Source organism: Streptomyces sp. enrichment culture, from assembly GCF_964273145.1.
Taxonomy (GTDB): domain Bacteria; phylum Actinomycetota; class Actinomycetes; order Streptomycetales; family Streptomycetaceae; genus Streptomyces.
Map to the genome: position 1 here is coordinate 2737722 of NZ_OZ186873.1, position 17674 is coordinate 2755395.

Consider the following 17674-nt stretch of genomic DNA (forward strand, 5'->3'; position numbering starts at 1 on the left):
GCGGCGGCGTTTCAGGCCCCAGCCCTGACGCGCGCGTCGGCCGTGAACTCGGCGATGGTCCGGCGTTCCAGAACGATGCGTGGATCGATGGGGAGTCCGAGCCGGGCGGTGAGCCGGCTGGAGATGGCGGCCGCCCGCTCCTCGTCACCGCCGAGGGCGTAGAAGTCGTCGTAGATTCCGACCGAGCCGCGGCCGAGGACCTCGGCCCAGACCTCGGCCACGGCCTCCTGCATCCGGTTGCGGGCCGTAGTGGCCCGGGGGGCGGCGGGAGTGGCGGGGAGGACGGTCAGGGTGCCGTCGTTGTTCCAGCGGCCGCGGTCGCCGGTGGCCAGCATCCGGGAGCCGGGAACGCCGGAGAACGGGTCGGGCACGAACGCCGCCGCGGTCCTCGACGCCAGTCCCGCGTAGCCGTGGGCGAGACCGGGGCCGGCGACGTACACCTGACCGGTGGTGCCGATCGGTACGGGCCTCAATTCCTCGTCGAGCACGTGGACCCGCAGGTCGCCGACGAGCCTGCCGTTGACGCAGACCGGTCCGCTCTCGTCGGGCCGGTACTCGTCGGCCACGTCGAAGGGCGGGGCGGTGGCCCCGGGCTCCGGCCGGCCGCCCCGGGTGATCACCAGCCGCGGCGTCGTGTCCTGCGGGCGCGAGCCGTACGACAGCTCCCTGGCCGACGCCGGGTCCAGGACGGCCACCGTGACGCCGTGGCCGGCCGGCCAGGCGGCGCTGCCCTGTGCGGTGCGGGCCGTCTGGTCCGGGCCGATCACCACGGTGGCGCCGGCGGCGAGGGCGGCCCACAGCCGGGCGCCCGAGTCGGCTTGCGCCTCCTCCGGCAGCAGTCCCAGGCGGTCCTCGGGTGTCAGGGAGTGGGCGTCGAGGCATCCGGCAACCCGGGCGGCGAGGGCGTGGTGCGGCAGCGGCATCCGGGTGCCGCCGCGTGCCACGGCGACGAACGCGGTGCTCTCTGCGGACACGGTCACCTGGGACCGTGTGCCGTCGGCGTGGGCCCGCAGGCCGAGCTGCGTCCACGGCGTGGCCCCGTCGGCGGGGGTTTCGGTGAGCAGAACGCCGGCGCCCGCCTCCCGCATGATCCGCTCGCGCCGCTGCGCGGAGGCGGCGGGGTCCAACGGCAGTACGGCGCCACCGGCCAGGAGTACCGCCAGCCCGCCGACGACGGAGTCGGCGGACGGCTCCGCGCAGACTCCGACCACCGTTTCCGGGCCGACGCCGTGGTCTACGAGCGCCGCGGCGAGACCGGCGGCCCGGTCGAGGAGTTCGCCGTACGTGAGGCTCTCCTCGCCCGCCACCACGGCGAGCGCGCCGGGGGCAGAACGCGCCCGCTCGACGACGCGTTCCTGCACGAGCGGCGCGGGCGTGTCCGTGCCCCGGCGTCCGAACGCGTCGGTGAGCAGCTGCTGTTCCTCGTCGGTCAGCAGGTCGAGGCGGGACAGGCGCAGCGCGGGGTCGGCCGCGATCTGGCGGAGGATCAGCAGGTACCGGTCCCAGAGGCGGCGCATCGTGACCGCGTCGAAGAGGTCGGCGGAGTAGACGACCAGCCCGTGCCAGTCGCCGTCGTCCTCCTCGATGAGGTGGAGCTCCACGTCGGCGCGGGTGGTGACCAGGTCCAGGTGGAAGGGGTCGACCTCGAGGCCGTCCAGACCGAGCCGGGCGGCGGCGGCCGAGCCGGAGTCGGTCGGCTGGACAACCTGGAAGAGCACCTGGACCAGCGGGTTGCGGCTCAGGTCACGGACCGGGGCCAGTTCCTCGACCAGTTTCTCGAAGGGCAGTTCCTGGTGGTTGAGGGCGTCGTGCACGCCCTCGCGCACCCGGGCCAGCAGGTCGAGGTACGTCGGGTCGCCGCCGCAGTCGGTGCGCAGCACCAGCCAGTTGGCGAAGAAGCCGATCAGGTGCTCCAGTTCGCGGTACGACCGTCCGGCCACCGGTACGCCCACGGCCACGTCCGAGGCTCCGGACCAGCGGCTGAGCAGCGCGTCGAAAGCCGCGAGGAACACCATGAACAGGGTGGCCGAGCCGCGCTTGGCGACGCCTTCCAGGGAGGCGATCACGTCGGCCGGCACGGTGAAGTCGAGCCGGTGGCCGACGTAGTTGAGCGTGGGGGGCCGCGGTCGGTCGGTGGGCAGCTCCAGCGGCTCCAGACCGGCGAGCCGCTTCGTCCAGTAGGACGTCAGCTCCTCCAGGACGGGACCGCGCAGCCTGCGGCGCTGCCACTCGGCGACGTCGGCGAACTGGACGTCCAGGGTCCTGGGTGCGCCACCGGCGTACAGGGTCTCGAGTTCGTCGGTCAGCACCGACAGGGACCAGCCGTCTGCGGCGATGTGGTGCGAGGCGATGACGAGCACGTGGTCGTCGGCGCCGACCCGGTACAGGCGGGCGCGCAGGAGCTGGTCGGCGGTGAGGTCGAACAGGTCCCGGCCGAAGCGCTCGCCGAGCACCCGGGCCTCGTCGGCGTCGGCCACGTCGACCACCTGGACGTCGACCGGGGCAGCGGGGCGCACCAGCTGGCGCGGCACTCCGCCGACGCGGCCGAACGTGGTGCGCAGGACGGTGTGCCGTTCGGCGACGGTGGTCAGCGCCCGGGACAGGCGTGCCACGTCCACGGGGCCGCGCAGCCGGAAGCCGAGGGCGACGTTGTAGAAGGGCTGGTCGGGCGCGAGTTCGCCGAGGAACCACAGCCGTTCCTGGCCGAAGGACATCGGCAGGTCGGTGCGCCCGACGAGGTCGCCGTGGAACACCCGTGCCGGGCCGGCGCCCTCCACCCGGCCACCGGCCGCCTCGACGCGGTCGGACAGCTCCTCGAGCGTCGGACTCTCCAGCAACGCCGACAACGCCAACTCGACCCCGAACTCACCCCGCAGCCGCGACACCACCTGCGCCGCCAGCAACGAATGCCCGCCCAGATCAAAGAAGTTGTCCTGCGCCCCCACCGACTCCACACCCAAAACCTCGGCCCAGATCCCGGCCACCACCGCCCGCACCGACCCGGCCGGAACAACCTCCACCCGGCCACCAGCCGCCACGACACGGTCGGACAACTCCTCGAGCGTCGGACTCTCCAGCAACGCCGACAACGCCAACTCGACCCCGAACTCACCCCGCAGCCGCGACACCACCTGCGCCGCCAGCAACGAATGCCCGCCCAGATCAAAGAAGTTGTCCTGCGCCCCCACCGACTCCACACCCAAAACCTCGGCCCAGATCCCGGCCACCACCGCCCGCACCGACCCGGCGGGAGCCGGGGTTTCGGCGGACGGTGCCGCGGGCCTGGGCAGGGCGCGCCGGTCGGCCTTGCCGCTGGTGGTCTTCGGCAGCTCCGTCAGGGTGACGAACGCGGATGGGACCATGTAGTGCGGCAGCCGGTCGCGGACGTGGGTACGCAGTTCCTGCTCGGCGACGCTCGCTCCGGCGGGGACCACGTAGGCGACCAGGCGCCGGTCGCCCGGGGTGTCCTCCCGGGCGATCACCGCGGTCTCACGGATCCCGGGGTGCCGGAGCAACTGAGCCTCGATCTCGCCGAGTTCCACGCGGAAGCCGCGGATCTTCACCTGGTCGTCGGCACGCCCCAGGAACTCCACCGAACCGCTGGCGGTCCACCGGCCGAAGTCACCCGTGCGGTAGAGGCGGGCGCCGGGCCGGCCGTCGAACGGGTCGGGCACGAACCGTTCCGCCGTCAGCCCGGGCTGCCCGGCGTACCCGCGGGCCACGCCGATGCCGCCGACGCAGATCTCGCCCCGGGCTCCGACGGGGACCGGCTGGAGCCGGTCGTCGAGGAGGTAGACCCGAGTGTTGTCGACGGGGCCGCCGATCGGCAGCGCTCCGTCGTTGTCCCCGAGTACCGCGGGGAGGTACGTGGCCTGCGTCGAGATGACCGACAGCTCGGTCAGTCCGTAGACGTGGTGGACGGTGTCTATCCGGCCCGTCCAGCGGCGCAGGGTCTGCGCCGGCAGCTGTTCACCGCCGATGACCAGGGTGCGCAGCCGCACGCCGGAGTCCGGGTCGAGGCCGGACCACAGGGCGGGCACGGTCTGGATGATCTCGATGCCGGACTTCCTGATGAACCGTTCCAGGCCGGGCCCCGAGGTGTCGTCGGCGGTCGCCAGGTGCAGCTCGGCACCGCTGACGAGGGCGACGTAGACGTCGAGCACCGACACGTCGAAGACGGGCGAGACCGCCTGGCCCACCTTGGTGCCGCTCTCGACGCCCCAGGTGCGTGCCGAGGACAGCGCGATGTTGACGATGCCGCGGTGCGGCACCATGACTCCCTTGGGCCGGCCCGTGGAGCCGGAGGTGAAGATGACGTACGCGCAGTGGTCGGGGCCGACCGCGACGGGCGGCGGTCCCGGGCGCTCCTGTCCCGCGGTGTGCACGTCGACGACCCGGCACCCGGTCGGCGCCGCCCAGTCCGGGGCGACGTCCGGTGCGGAGACGACCAGCGAGGCGCCCGCCGTATCGATCATGTAGGCGAGGCGGTCGGCGGGGTCGCCCGGGGACAGCGGGAGGAAGGCGCCGCCCGCCTTGAGGACGGCGAGCTGGGCGACGACCGAGTCGATGCCGCGGTCGAGGCACACTCCCACCACGGAGTCGGGCCGCAGCCCGTGGTCGTACAGCGTCCAGGCCAGCCGGTCGGCGCGGGCGTCGAGCTCCGCGTAGCTGATCGAGATGTCCCCGCGGACGACGGCCACGCGGTCCGGCGTACGCCGGGCCTGTGCGGCGACGAGCTCGTGCAGGGGGAGGTCGGGGACCGCTCGCTCGGTCCGGTTGAACCCGGAGACGACGTCGTGCCGCTCCTCCTCGGACAGCAGGTCCAGCCGGGACAGCGGCAGGTGCGGTGCGGCCGCGAACTGCCTGAGTACCCGGACGTACCGCGCCCACAGCCGGCGCATGGTCGGCTCGTCGAACAGCTCGGTGGAGTAGACGAGTTGCCCCGACCAGGCGCCGGAGGCGTCCTGCGCCACCTGCATCTCCAGGTCGAGCCGGGTGGTCAGGACGTCCACCTCGAACGACTCGGCCTCCAGGCCGGGCAGGTCGAGTCCGCCCGCCCCGGCCTCGCGGGCGCCCGCAACGTGGAAGAGCACCTGGACGAGCGGGTTGCGGCTCAGGTCCCGGACCGGGGCCAGCTCCTCGACGAGCTTCTCGAACGGCAGCTCCTGGTGGTCGAAGGCCGCGTGGGCGTCGCCCCGCACGCGCTCCAGCAGTTCCGCGAGCGTGGGGTCGCCGGCGCAGGAGGTGCGCAGCACCACGGTGTTGACGAGGAAGCCCATCAGGGACTCCAGCCTGCGGTGCGACCGGCCCGCCACCGGGACTCCGACGGCGATGTCCGGCTGCCCCGACCAGTGGCTGAGCAGCGCGTCGAAGGCAGCGAGCAGCACCATGAAGAGCGTGGCCGACGCACGCTTGGCGACGGCCTCCAGCTCCTCGACGAGGTCGTCGGGCAGCGCGAACGTCAGCCGGTTCCCCGCGTAGCTGAGCGCCGCGGGACGCGGGTGGTCCGTGGGCACCTCCAGCGGGACGAGCCCGGCGAGGCGCTCCTTCCAGTAGGCGCGCTGCCCGTCCAGCGCCCCGCTCTCCAGCCGCTCCCGCTGCCAGCGCGCGTAGTCGGCGAACTGCAGGTCCAGCGGGCCGAGTTCGGCTCCCGCGTAGAGGGCGGAGAGCTCCTCGCACAGGAGCGACATGGACCAGCCGTCGGCGAGGATGTGGTGCACCACGAACAGCAGGACGTGCTCACCGCCGGCCGACCTCAGCAGCCCGTAGCGGACCGGCGGTCCCGCCTCCAGGTCGAAAGGACGCAACAGCCACGTGCGGGTGGTTTCGCGGGCCGCGTCGAGGTCGGGGACGTCGACGGTCTCCAGGGAGACGGGAGCGGCCGGTTGTACGACCTGACGGGGTACGCCGTCGACGCGGGCGAACGACGTGCGCAGTACGGCGTGCCGCTCGGCCAGGGCGTCCAGTGCCCCGGTGAGCCGCGGCAGATCGAGTTCTCCGCGCAGGCGGAAGGCGAGCGCCACGTTGTAGAAGGGCTGTCCGGCGGCGAGTTCGCTCAGGTACCACAGCCGTTCCTGGTCGAACGAGAGCGGCAGCTCCCGCTCGTGCGCGAGATCACCGTCGTAGAACCGGACGGGCCCGTCCGTCTCGCCCGGCCCGGATCCGTCCGTGCTGTCCGCCCGGGCGGACTCCACCCGTGCGGCGAGCCGGTCCACGTCCGGCCCGTCGAGCAGCGCGGAGATCTGCAGGTCGACGCCGAACGCCTCCCGTACCCGGGCCATGACCTGGGCGGCCAGCAGCGAGTGACCACCCAGGTCGTAGAAGTCGTCGTCGAGACCGACTCGTTCGACGCCGAGGACCTCCGCCCAGATGGCGGCGATGGTCTCCTGCACGGGTGTCCGGGCGGCGACGGGGGCGAGGGCGTCCTCGGCCCGGGAGCCGCTCGGCCGGGGCAGTGCCTGCCGGTCCACCTTGCCGCTGGCCGTCTTCGGCAGTTCGGGGAGGACCACGACCGCGGAGGGCACCATGTAGTCGGGCAGCCGGTCGCGCAGGTCGGACCTGAGCCGCGCCGGAGGGAGGGCGCCGTCGGCGGCGACGACGTAGGCGACCAGCCGTTTGTCGCCGGGCGTGTCCTCGCGCGCCGTGACGGCGGCCTCCCGGACGTCCGGGTGGGCCAGGACGTGCGCCTCGACCTCGCCCAGTTCGACGCGGAAACCCCGGATCTTCACCTGGTCGTCCACGCGGCCGAGGAAGGTGACGGTGCCGTCCTCGGAGCGGCTGCCGTAGTCCCCGGTGCGGTAGAGCCGGGCGCCGGGTTCGCCGGAGAAGGGGTCCGGCACGAAGCGGTCCGCCGTCTGGGCCGGGCGGCCGACGTATCCCCGGGCGACGCCCGTTCCGCCGACGTAAATCTCGCCTCGCTGCCCCGCTGCGACCGGTCGCATGTCCGCGTCGAGCACGTGGACGGTGGTGCCGGGGAGGGCGACGCCGATCGACGGGTAGTCGCGGACCGGCGGCGACACCTCGCCGCTGGTGCAGATGACCGTGGCCTCGGTGGGGCCGTAGGCGCTGACGAAGACGCGGCCCCTCGCCCAGTGGTCGGCGACCTCCGGTGGCACGGCCTCACCGCCGGAGATCAGCTGCCGCAGCCGCGGGAGTTCGGCCCGCGGCATGGACTGCAGCGCGGCGGAGAGCACGGCGGCCGTGGTGACCTCGTACTTCTCCAGTACGTGCAACAGGTCGCCGCCGGAGCCGACGGTGTCCGGCGGCAGCAGGACCAGGGTGCCGCCGTTGCACAGGGCGAGGCAGAAGTCGAAGACGCTGGCGTCGAACCGCACCGGGGCCAGCTGGAGCACACGCTCCCCCGGACCGTGCCGGTACAGCGTGCGCTGCGCTCGGGCGAGGTTGACGACCGCGCGGTGCGGGACGACGACGCCCTTGGGGGTGCCGGTGGATCCGGATGTGTAGATCACGTAGATGGCGTTGTCGGCGTCGCCGCGGGTGTCGAGGGGTGCCGCGGAGTACCGCGCGACCTCGTCCGCGGTGTCGTCGACGTCGACCACCGTCCACGGACCGTCGGGCCATGGGGAGGTGATGCCGGATCGGCTCAGGACCAGGGGGGCGCCGGCGTCCGCGAGCATGAAGGCCACGCGGTCCGGTGGATCCGCCGGGTCCAGCGGCAGGTAGGCACCGCCCGCCTTCATGACGGCGAGCAGAGCCACCACCTGGTCGATCCCCCGCTCCAGGCACAGCCCGACCACGGTTTCCGGTCCGGCTCCCCGCTCGCGCAGGAATCGGGCCAGTCGACTGGCGCGCCCGTCGAGTTCGCCATAGCTGATCTGTTCCGTTCCGCAGACCACGGCAACCGATTCGGGAGAAATCCGCGCCTGGTCGGAAACCAACTCGTGGAGCAGAGACCGATCCGGCATTTCCGCTCAGCCCTCCTGAGCCGTGCTCGCTGCGACGGCCTTGCGCACGCTCAACGGCCGTATGTCGGTCCACACGTTTTCGATATGGGCGAGGCAGTCCTCCTTCGGACCACTGAATCCCGCCTCATGCCACCCCGTTGGCAATTCCTTTTCCTTTGGCCAGATCGAGTACTGCTCCTCGTGGTTGACCACCACGGAGTATTCGTCTGCACCCATCATCCCGATACCTCATTCCACACGCCGGAGTAGGCTGTGACCAGCGACAGCGGATGCTATTTATGTCCCTTCTCGGGCGTCAAGGTTCAGAGGGGCAGGTGCCGTTGACCGACACCGACGAGATCGCCATGCCGAAGAAGCTCCACCGCTTCCCTGTCGAGTACTCGCCGAATCCACTCGTCGAGTGAGGTTCCGGCTCTGCTCGCGGCTTGTTCCCAGCGCCGCATTCGTTCGGCCGGCGCTTTGAGCGTGACGGTGGCAGCGGTGACGTCCTGGATTCTGTCGCCGGTCGCCTTGCTTTCCTTGATATTCCGGCGCAGTTCGGTGACGGACCATCCCTCCTGCTCGGCACGGTCGAGCCACAGCTCCTGTTCTTCCTCGGTCAGGGCCGCGACTTCGGCGTGGTGTTGCATGCTCAGCGTGTCCCGTCGACGGGACACGTCGAACTTCCTTGCCACCCAGGCGTAGTTCCGCAGTGTCTTGTAGTGGAGCGAGCTCGCCTCGATTGCTCGTTTGTACCGGTCCGGGTACCGGTTCTGCCCGTAGATGAGCCAGTCGCCGAGCCACCAGGACGAGGCGTCCGTGATGGAGAATATTTCGACACCGATCGAGATCCAGGCCTCCAGGGGAACGGCCCGTGGAAAGGTCAGACTGGTGCGTTTCTTCTGGACCTTCACCGAAGAGACACCGGGGCGTCGTACATTCATGGGAATTCCCCCGTTCGACATTGCTGTACTGGAACAGACCGGCTCAGGAAGAAATCGAGACGATGGCCGGTGCGACGTTGCGGATACCGCCCCGCTTGAGGGACCTCACCAGGGACTCCGCCTCCGCGCGGTCGTCGGCGAGCAGGCAGCCGGGCTGGATGCGGAGTCTGTCGATGGCGTCGGCGGGGACGCTGAGGGCCGGGTCGGCCAGCTCGGTCACCTGCACTCCGTCGAGTGGCGCGGGGCCGCCAAGCCACTCCGCCACCACGTCCTCGGCACCCGGCAGACGATGCGGGACAGGCACGATGACGAGGATCTCGGCCAGCCCGCCGGGGGCGGCGAGCGCTTTGGGAAGGCACCCGACGATGTCCTTGACCAGGTCTGACGCGTCGAGGACGGGAGCGTCCCCGGACGGGTCCGGCCGGCCGGGGGCGCGGCCGGGCGCGTTGAACAGGACGTGGTCGACGGGACCGAACTCCTCCAGTCCCGCGCGGAAGTCCCCCACCTCGAAGGCTGCCTCGCGTCCGGCGAGAAGCGCGTTCAGGCGGGCGTAGGCCACGGCTCGCGGATCGATGTCGATACCCGCCACGGACGCGTAACGGTCGGAGCGGTGCAGCGCCAGAACACCGGACCCGGTGCCCACGTCCAGGAGTCGTTTTCCGCGGGGTGCGGTGTTCTGCAGCAGAAGCAGGGTGCTGGCATGCGGGGGCATCACCGGATCGAAGGCGCCTTCGGCTTTTTTGGCCATGACCGGGTACCCGTCGAATTCCGCCCGGCACTCGAACAACCGATCCGAGAGGTAATACGCTGACCCGAGCGGCGAGATGGAGACACGGGCGCTTATCTTTCCGCCAGCGTCCTGCACGATTTCAAGGGCGTCGAACGCGGAGCGCAGGGTACGGGAGATCCGGCGCTCGTAGAGGTCGAGCGCGATCTCGCCGTTCCTGACGAAGAGTTCCGTCAGCACGCCCGCCGGGTCGGCGGAGAGTTCGTTTGCTCGGTCTCGTGACCAGAGGGAGTAGAGGGCGGAGTTGCGCAACAGGTCCGTATCGCCGGCCGCTCCGAGAAGTGATGCGGCGGAATCGGAGGTGAATCCATGTGCCGCCAGTTCGTCACCCAATCCGTGCAGGGCGGAGGTGAAGGCGGGCGATCTGGTCGCCGACGCATCGATCCAGGGAATCATGGGGAGTCCACCTTGTGAGTCGACTGAACGAACTGACGGTCCACATAGAGCAACGGGGTTGATTCCTGCGGGGCCAGACGCACGTCCACGACAAGACCTATCAGCAGAAGATGGGTCGAGCGGTCGACGACCTGGTCGAGTTCGCAGACGAAACTCGCTGGGGAATCCGCGAGCAAGGGCACACCCGGCCGTTCCTCGCGCCACTCCCCGTAGGAGAAGCGGGCTTCGCCCCATACTCCAGAGATCAGTCCGGCGAACGCCTCGGCGACGGGCCGTTGCCGGGCGGACAATACGTTTACAGCGAAGGCCGGGACCGTCCGGACGGCCGCCCCAAGACGGGTGTCCTTGTTGATGCACGCCACGAGTGACGGAGGGTCTGCCGTGAGGGAGCAGACGGCGGTTGCCGTAAGACCGCACGGCTCACCGTTTTCCGTGCTTCCGGTGATCACGCAGACCCCGCCGGCCAGGCGCCTCATGCCCACGCGAAAGTCGTCAGAAGGCCGTTGGATCACCGTGAACTCCCCCGACGTACACGTTGCTTGAGCAGGTCCTGAATTGGCCCGTACTGGCAATCGATTAGAGCAACGCCGGATGTGAGTGGGAAGAAACAGCCCGCTCGCGACTCCGGCCCTCGACGCCGCGCGTCGGCCCGTCAAACACAGACGGCCGAACAATGACTCGATCCGGTCGGGAAGTGGCTGGATTCCAGCCACTCACATGCGCATAAGCCCTTTCTGACGGTACGTCAGCATCCCCTTCACCTCGGACGGGAGTCCGGCACCGAATGGCAAGGCATCCTTGACAAACTCGATTTGTCAATCAAACATTGCCGAGTCCTGCTTGCCGTCGACACGCAAGGAAGCGGATCGCGCATGAACGCCTCTCCCCCCACCCCCCTGCGTTTCCCGCCCGTGTTACGCCGGGTCGTCCTGGTGACCGTGCTCGGCTCGGTCATGACGTACCTCGACGCGACGATCGTCAACGTCGCCCTGCGTTCCCTGTCCGACGACCTCGACACGTCGCTGGCCACGATCCAGTGGCTGGTCACGGCCTATCTCCTGGGGCTCGCGGCCGTGATCCCGGCGAGCGGTTGGGCCGCGGCCACCTTCGGGGCCAAGCGGGTGTACGTGTTGTCCATCGCCGGCTTCACCGTCGCCTCACTGGCCTGCGGACTCGCCCAGAACGTCGAGCAGTTGATCGCCTTCCGCGCCCTCCAGGGCGCCGCCGGCGGTCTCGCGCTGCCGATCGCCACGATGATCATCGTGCGGCTCGCGGGTCCCGAGCGTCTCGCCCGCGTCATGAGCATCAGCGGGATCCCGACCCTGCTCGCCCCGGTGTTCGGCCCCGTGCTGGGCGGTTTCCTGGTCGAACACGCGGGCTGGCACTGGATTTTCTACATCAACGTGCCGATCGGGGTGCTGACCGTCGTCCTCGCCCAGTGGCTGGTTCCGGCGGACACCGCGCAGCAGGGCGGGCGGCTCGACGTCCCGGGCCTGTTCCTGATGTCCCTCGGATTCGCGGCCCTCACCTACGGTCTCGCCGAGATCGGTACGACCGCGCGCGTGATGTCCGCGCAGGTGCTCGTCTCGCTCGCCGTCGGCGTGGTCCTGATCGCCCTCTTCGCCCTCCACGCGCTGCGGGCCGCCCAACCTCTCGTCGACATCCGCCTGTTCCGCAACAAGCTCTACTCGGCGGCCCAGCTGACCAACGTCTGCCTCGGCTCCGCGGTCTTCGGATCGGTCATCCTGATGCCGCTCTACTTCCAGATCGTGCGCGGCGAGGACCCCGTGGCCACGGGCCTGCTGCTGATCCCCCAGGGCATCGGGGCCGGTTTCGCGATGATGGTCAGCGCCCGGCTGACGGACAAACTGGGCAGCGGACGGGCGGCCCTCCTCGGCGGCGCCGTCAGCACCGTCGCCACCGTCCCCTTCCTGGTCATCGACGCGGACTCCTCCTACTGGTTCCTGGGGCTGGCCATGGTCCTCCGCGGCTTCGGGATCGGGGCGTGCGCCATCCCCGCGACCACCGCCGCCTACCGGGTCATCCCTCCGGCCAAGGTCAACGACGCCACGATCCAGATCGGCATCCTGCAGCGCGTGGGCGGCTCCACGGGCACGGCCCTGTTCGCGGTGGTCCTGCAGAACGAACTCGGTTCCGCGAACAGCGCGACGGCACAGGCCTCCGCCTTCGGCACCACCTTCTGGTGGGTCCTCGCCACGGCGGTCCTGGCCACCGCACCGACCCTGTTGCTCACGGCGGCCGAACGCCGCGCGGCCGCACCCGTCGCCGTACCGGAGAACGCCTAGCCGACCCCCGAGGGAACCGAATCACAGGCCCCTGGCCTGCCGCGTTCCCGTGTGCGGCCCCCCCCTCGCCCTCGAGTGTTCCCGCATCGACGCCCACGTCGCCGGCACATCGGACGACATGGGCGTCGTCATGTGCGGACGGCCCTGTCCGACGGCACATTCCTGGACCCGGAAGCGGACCGTTCGCTACCTTCACGCTTCGTCCGGCAAGGCCGCGGAGCCCGCTCGGCTTTCCCAACTACGCGGCTGCCCAGGCTGGTTGCAGCGCTGCGCGCTCCTGGCCCTCCGACTCCCATGGACGAGGTGAATGTGACGCAACGTGCTGTCGAGAAGGACACCTCCCAGTCGTCCGCCCGCGACGGCGGGGGTTCTTCCCCTGCCCGCCGTCGTGCCCTCGGTTACGGACTGCTGGTCGTCCTGCCCCTGCTTGCCGCCACCGTGCTCCTGGTCTCCCACGGCGACCGCCCGGCCCGCGCGGCTGCCGGGAGTCCCGACAACCACGCGGCCGCGGCGCTGTTCTTCGCCATCGCGGTGGTGGTGGGCGCGGCCCGGCTGGCCGGCCTGCTCGCGGCACGCCTCGGGCAGCCCCAGGTCATCGGCGAACTCCTGGCGGGCATCACCCTCGGCCCGACGGTGCTGGACCGCCTCGCCCCGTCCGTCCGGGCCTGGCTCTTCCCCCAGGCCGCCGTCACCGGCATCAACGCGCTGGCCCAACTCGGCCTCGTGCTGTTCATGTTCGGCGTCGGCCAGGAGGTCGTACGCAACAGCCGTGACCGGGCCGGTCGCGACGGCGGCCTGATCGCCCTGACCTCCCTCGTGCTGCCGTTCGCGGCGGGCACCGCCATCGCCCTGCCGCTGGCGTCGCGGTTCGCGGGCGCCGCCGGTGACAGTCTCACGTTCGCCCTCTTCGTCGGCTGCGCGCTCAGCATCACCGCCTTCCCGGTCCTCGCGCGCATCCTCACCGACCTGGACCTGATCCGAACGCGCACGGGACGCCTCAGTCTCTTCTCCGCCGCCATCGGTGACGGCATCTGCTGGCTGCTGCTGACGGCGACCCTGCTCCTGGCGCAGGGCGGTGACCTGTCCTCGCTGTGGCGGCCCGTGCTCCTGACGCTGCTGACGGCCGTCGTCCTGCTCGGTCCGGTCCGTGCCGGACTGGCCCGTTACCTGGTCCACGGCGACCGGCAACCGAAGGCCGCGTTCGTGCTGATGATCGCCGTCGTCGGTATCGCGGGCTCGGCGGGGATCACGGCCCTGCTGGGAATCCACCAGCTCATCGGGGCCTTCCTCTTCGGGCTGGCCTGGCCGGCGGCGCTGCCTCCCGAGACCTCCGTCGTCCCCTCGCTCGGCACCATGGCGCACCTGCTCCTGCCGTTCTTCTTCCTGGGCTTCGGTGTGTCCGTGGATCTGGGCGACCTGCCGCTCACCACCGAGACGCTGGCCGTCGCCTGTCTGCTGACGGCCGTGGCGATCGTCACCAAGGTCGGCGGTGTCGCCCTGGCCGCCCACTTGTGCGGGATGGGCCGCAGGGAGGCGGCGACCCTCGGCCTGCTGATGAACGCACGAGGACTCACCGAACTGGTGGTGCTGGGCATCGGCCACGAGGCCCGGCTCATCGACGGCGAGATGTTCGCCATGCTCACCCTGGTCGCCCTGGTGACCACGCTGATGACGGGCCCGGGTGTACGGCTCCTCGCCGGACTGCGCGGACCGGGACGGGAGCCGACGCCGTGACCGGCCACGAGCGGCCGGCGAGCGGACACGGAATCGCCACGCCGCCCACCCTCGCACCGTTCATCCCCGCGCCGCCCACTCGCACACCGCGACCACCGTCCGCCTCCTCTTCCCCCCACGGAGCCGCTGCCTCATGACACCGCGAGAACTTCCCGTCGCCGGAGCCCGCAACCTGTTCGGCGGCGCGCTCGCCTTCAAACGCGACCAGCTGGGCTTCCTGGCCGAGAACATCCGCCGCCACGGCGACCTGTTCCGGTTCAGTCCCCTCGGTGTCCCCATGGTCCTGGCCAACCACCCCGACCACATCCAGCACATCCTCGTGGACGGGGAGGAGCGCTACGACAAGGACGCGACCATCTTCAAGGTCGTCAGACCAGTGCTCCGCAACGGCCTGATCTCCATAGCCGACAAAGAGCAGTGGAGCCGCCAGCGGCGCATGATGGCGCCCCATTTCACCCCGCGCACGGTCGCCGGGTTCGCCGAGAACATGACGAGCGAGACCGTGCGCATGCTGGAGCGCTGGGAGCGCCGTCCGCGTTCCGTCGGTGACGTCCTGGACGTCACCGACGAGATAGGCCAGCTGGCGCTGCGGATCGTCAACCGATCGCTGTTCAGCGCCGACGTGAGCCGGGCCGCCCAGGCCTTCGAGCGCGCCTTCGCCGCCGCCAACAATGTGCTCGGCTCGTTCTTCCGGTTCCCCTTCCCGCCACTGAGCTGGCCCACCGCGCGCCGCCGTCGGCTGCGCCGCGCCATCGACGACATGGACCACTTCGTCTCCGGCGTGATCCGCGAGCGACTGAGCGGCGAGGGCGCCGGGCACACGGACGCGCAGCGGCCGGACCTGCTGACGCTGCTCCTGCACAGCGTGGACGACGACGGCACCGCAATGGACCTGGAACAGCTCCACCACGAGGTGCTCAACCTCTGCATCGGCGCCTTCGAAACCACGACCAACACCCTCTCCTGGGCGTTCTACCTGCTGGCACGGCATCCGCAGGCAGAGGAGCGCCTGCACGCCGAGGTCGACCAGGTGCTCGCGGGGCGCGTCCCGCGGTTCGAGGACCTGCCGCAGCTCACCTACACCCGCAGGGTCATCGACGAGACGCTGCGCATCTACTCCCCCGCCTACCAGACCATGCGGCACGCACGCGAAGAGGACGTCATCGCCGGCTACCGCATCCCGTCCGGCAGCAACGTGCTCCTCAACAGCTATCTGCTGCATCGGCACCCGGAGTTCTGGCCGGACCCGGATCGGTTCGACCCCGAGAACTTCGCGCCGGAGCGCGTGGCCGCGCGGCCGAAGCACGCGTACATCCCCTTCGGCAGCGGCCGGCGCGTGTGCATCGGCAAGCACTTCGCCCTGACCGAACTGACGCTGGCGCTCGCCACGGTGGCGCGCGGACACCGGCTGCTGCTGCCGGACGGTGCGCCCGTCGTGGAACCGGAGCCGCTGATCACGCTGCACCCGCGCGGCGGGGTCCACCTCCGCCTCGTACGCCGCTGAAGCCCCCCACCCCCTCTCCACTGGAGCTGCTGTGATCGACGTAGCCTGCCCGTTCCCCTTCGCGGTCAGCCCGCACGCCCCACAAGCCCGTAAGCACCTGTCGATCTGGACGCGGGACACCGGCCTCCTGCGCGGTACCCGCGCCCGGGAACGCTTCGAACGCGCGGACTTCGGCTGGTTCGCGGCGCTGGTCTATCCGACGGCCGACGCGGAGACGCTAAAGCTGATGGCCGAGTGGTTCGCGTGGCTCTTCCTGGTGGACGACCAGCTGGACGACGGGGACTTCGGCCGCTCCCCGGAACGCATGGCGCAGGCGGTCCGCCTGATGCGGCGGATACTCGACGATCCGTCCGCAGAGCGTGGCACACCCCTGCCCCCGGCCGCCGACGCGCTCGCGGACCTGTGGCGCCGTACGGCGAGCCGGGCGTCGCCGGCGTGGCGCGGGAGGTTCGCGGACCATCTGGAGCAGTGCCTGACCGCGGCCACCGTCTGGGAGGCCGGGAACCGGATGCGCGGGGCCGTACCGTCCGAGGACTCCTACATCGCCAACCGGCGGCACACCGGCGCCATCTACGTGTGCATGGACCTCATCGAGATCGTGGAGCGGATGGAGGTCCCGGTCGAGGACTACACCGCGTCCACGTTCCGCACCGCGCTGGACGCCGCCTGCGACGTCGTGTGCTGGGTCAACGACGTGCACTCGCTTTCCAAGGAGCGCTCCCTGGGCGAGGTCCACAACTTCGTCTACGTCGTGGAGCACCACCGCCGGCTCGACGAGCGCCAGGCGCTGGAGGCGGTGGGCGCCGCGATCGCGCAGCGCACGGAGGTCTTCCTGGCCGCCGAGGAGCGCCTGCTGCGGGAGCACCCCAACGACGTGCCGTGGCTGCGTCCCGCTCTGGCGGGGATGCGGTCGTGGATGCGCGGCAACCTCGACTGGTCGCGGCGCACGCAGCGCTACGCGTCCGGTCCGGCGGAGGGCGACTCTGGCAGCTACCTGGAGGCCGACCTGATGGACGTGCGCCCGTGACCGCCGTCAGCGCCGAGCAGGACGTGTGGGGTCTGCTGTCCCAGGTCCGGCAGCTGACGGAACCGGCCCTGCGCAAGGCCGTACGACGGCTGCCCGAGCCGACGCGTGCCGTGGCGGAGTACCACTTCGGCTGGCGGGACCAGGAGGGCAACCCGGCCACCGGAGACTGGGGCAAGGGGATACGCGGAGCGCTGGTCGTCGCCTCCGCGCGGGCCATGGGCGCCGATCCGGAGCAGGCGGTACCGGCGGCCGCGGGTGTCGAGCTGGTCCACAACTTCTCGCTCGTGCACGACGACCTCATGGACCGGGACGCGCTGCGCCGCAAACGCCCGGCGGTGTGGTCCCTGTTCGGCGACGCGCAGGCCGTGTTGACGGGAGACGCGCTGCTGGTCGTGGCGATGGAGGTGCTGGCCGAGGACCGCACGATGCTCGGGGAGCTGTGCGACGCGCTGCTGGCCCTGGTGGCCGGACAGAGCGCGGACCTGGCCTTCGAGCAGCGCACGGATGTCGATCTCGACGAGTGCCTGGCCATGGCCGCCGGGAAGACGGCAGCGCTGCTGTCGAGTGCGTGTGCGCTCGGTGGGCTGGCGGCGCGGGCGACACCACGGCAGACGAACGCCCTGCGCCGGTTCGGACACCACATGGGGCTGGCCTTCCAGCTCGTCGACGACCTGCTGGGCATCTGGGGCTGCAGCTCGGTCTCGGGCAAGCCGGTCGGGGCGGACCTCAGGCGGCGCAAGAAGACGTTGCCGGTCGTGGCGGCGCTGCGCGCAGACGTGCCCGAGGCCTGGCGGCTTGCCCAGGTGTACCTGTCGGGGACCGGGCCGCTCGGTGAGGCCGAGATCCGCGAGGCCGCCCGTCTGGTCGACCGGGCGGGCGGGCGCGCCTGGGCGGAACAGGAGGCACAACGGCAGCGGGACAGGGCCCTGGCGGCACTGGCGGCGGCCGATCCGGAACCCGAGGGCGTCCGGACGCTCACGTCGCTCGCCGAGGTGATCACCCAACGCCACTGGTGAGTCGGACCGGCGGCATCTCCGGCGGCGTCGAACGTGACGCTGTCGGCGCGGGTGAA

Annotated in this window: 10 protein-coding genes; 5 read left to right on the top strand and 5 right to left on the bottom strand. The window is 70.9% G+C overall.

Annotated elements, in window-relative coordinates; all coding sequences use genetic code 11:
* Positions 1-11 precede the first annotated feature (11 nt).
* The 5 genes from ACSU6Z_RS12235 to ACSU6Z_RS12255 all read right to left on the bottom strand — a co-directional run bounded on the left by ACSU6Z_RS12235 (position 12) and on the right by ACSU6Z_RS12255 (position 10507).
* Positions 12-7925 carry an amino acid adenylation domain-containing protein gene (locus tag ACSU6Z_RS12235; protein ID WP_437045200.1) on the bottom strand — a complete coding sequence of 2638 codons (7914 nt, stop codon included), beginning with the start codon at positions 7923-7925 and terminating at the stop codon, positions 12-14.
* A gap of 6 nt (positions 7926-7931) precedes the next feature.
* Positions 7932-8144, bottom strand: coding sequence for an MbtH family protein (locus ACSU6Z_RS12240; RefSeq protein ID WP_437045202.1), 213 nt, complete (start codon positions 8142-8144; stop codon positions 7932-7934).
* Positions 8145-8227: 83 nt separating this feature from the next.
* Positions 8228-8818 carry an LmbU family transcriptional regulator gene (locus ACSU6Z_RS12245; RefSeq protein WP_437045204.1) on the bottom strand — a complete coding sequence of 197 codons (591 nt, stop codon included), beginning with the start codon at positions 8816-8818 and terminating at the stop codon, positions 8228-8230.
* A gap of 73 nt (positions 8819-8891) precedes the next feature.
* Positions 8892-10031 carry a 50S ribosomal protein L11 methyltransferase gene (locus tag ACSU6Z_RS12250; RefSeq protein ID WP_437045206.1) on the bottom strand — a complete coding sequence of 380 codons (1140 nt, stop codon included), beginning with the start codon at positions 10029-10031 and terminating at the stop codon, positions 8892-8894.
* Positions 10028-10507, bottom strand: coding sequence for a flavin reductase family protein (locus ACSU6Z_RS12255; protein ID WP_437050273.1), 480 nt, complete (start codon positions 10505-10507; stop codon positions 10028-10030). The genes ACSU6Z_RS12250 and ACSU6Z_RS12255 overlap by 4 nt, the downstream gene beginning before the upstream one ends.
* A gap of 396 nt (positions 10508-10903) precedes the next feature.
* On the opposite strand from ACSU6Z_RS12255, the gene ACSU6Z_RS12260 reads away from it, so the two are divergent.
* The 5 genes from ACSU6Z_RS12260 (at position 10904) to ACSU6Z_RS12280 (ending at position 17618) form a co-directional block, all read left to right on the top strand.
* Positions 10904-12337, top strand: a complete 1434-nt coding sequence (locus tag ACSU6Z_RS12260) for a DHA2 family efflux MFS transporter permease subunit (protein WP_437045208.1) — start codon at positions 10904-10906, stop codon at positions 12335-12337.
* A gap of 309 nt (positions 12338-12646) precedes the next feature.
* Positions 12647-14071 (top strand): cation:proton antiporter domain-containing protein, encoded by a 1425-nt coding sequence (locus ACSU6Z_RS12265; RefSeq protein WP_437045210.1) that lies wholly within the window; start codon positions 12647-12649, stop codon positions 14069-14071.
* A 133-nt stretch (positions 14072-14204) separates the two neighbouring features.
* The gene (locus ACSU6Z_RS12270; RefSeq protein ID WP_437045212.1) at positions 14205-15575 is read left to right on the top strand and encodes a cytochrome P450; all 1371 of its coding nucleotides are present in this window, start codon (positions 14205-14207) and stop codon (positions 15573-15575) included.
* 31 nt (positions 15576-15606) lie between these two features.
* Positions 15607-16602, top strand: coding sequence for a terpene synthase family protein (locus ACSU6Z_RS12275; RefSeq protein ID WP_437045214.1), 996 nt, complete (start codon positions 15607-15609; stop codon positions 16600-16602).
* Positions 16599-17618, top strand: a complete 1020-nt coding sequence (locus tag ACSU6Z_RS12280) for a polyprenyl synthetase family protein (protein ID WP_437045216.1) — start codon at positions 16599-16601, stop codon at positions 17616-17618. Before ACSU6Z_RS12275 ends, ACSU6Z_RS12280 begins: the two co-directional genes overlap by 4 nt.
* The last annotated feature ends 56 nt before the right edge of the window (positions 17619-17674 follow it).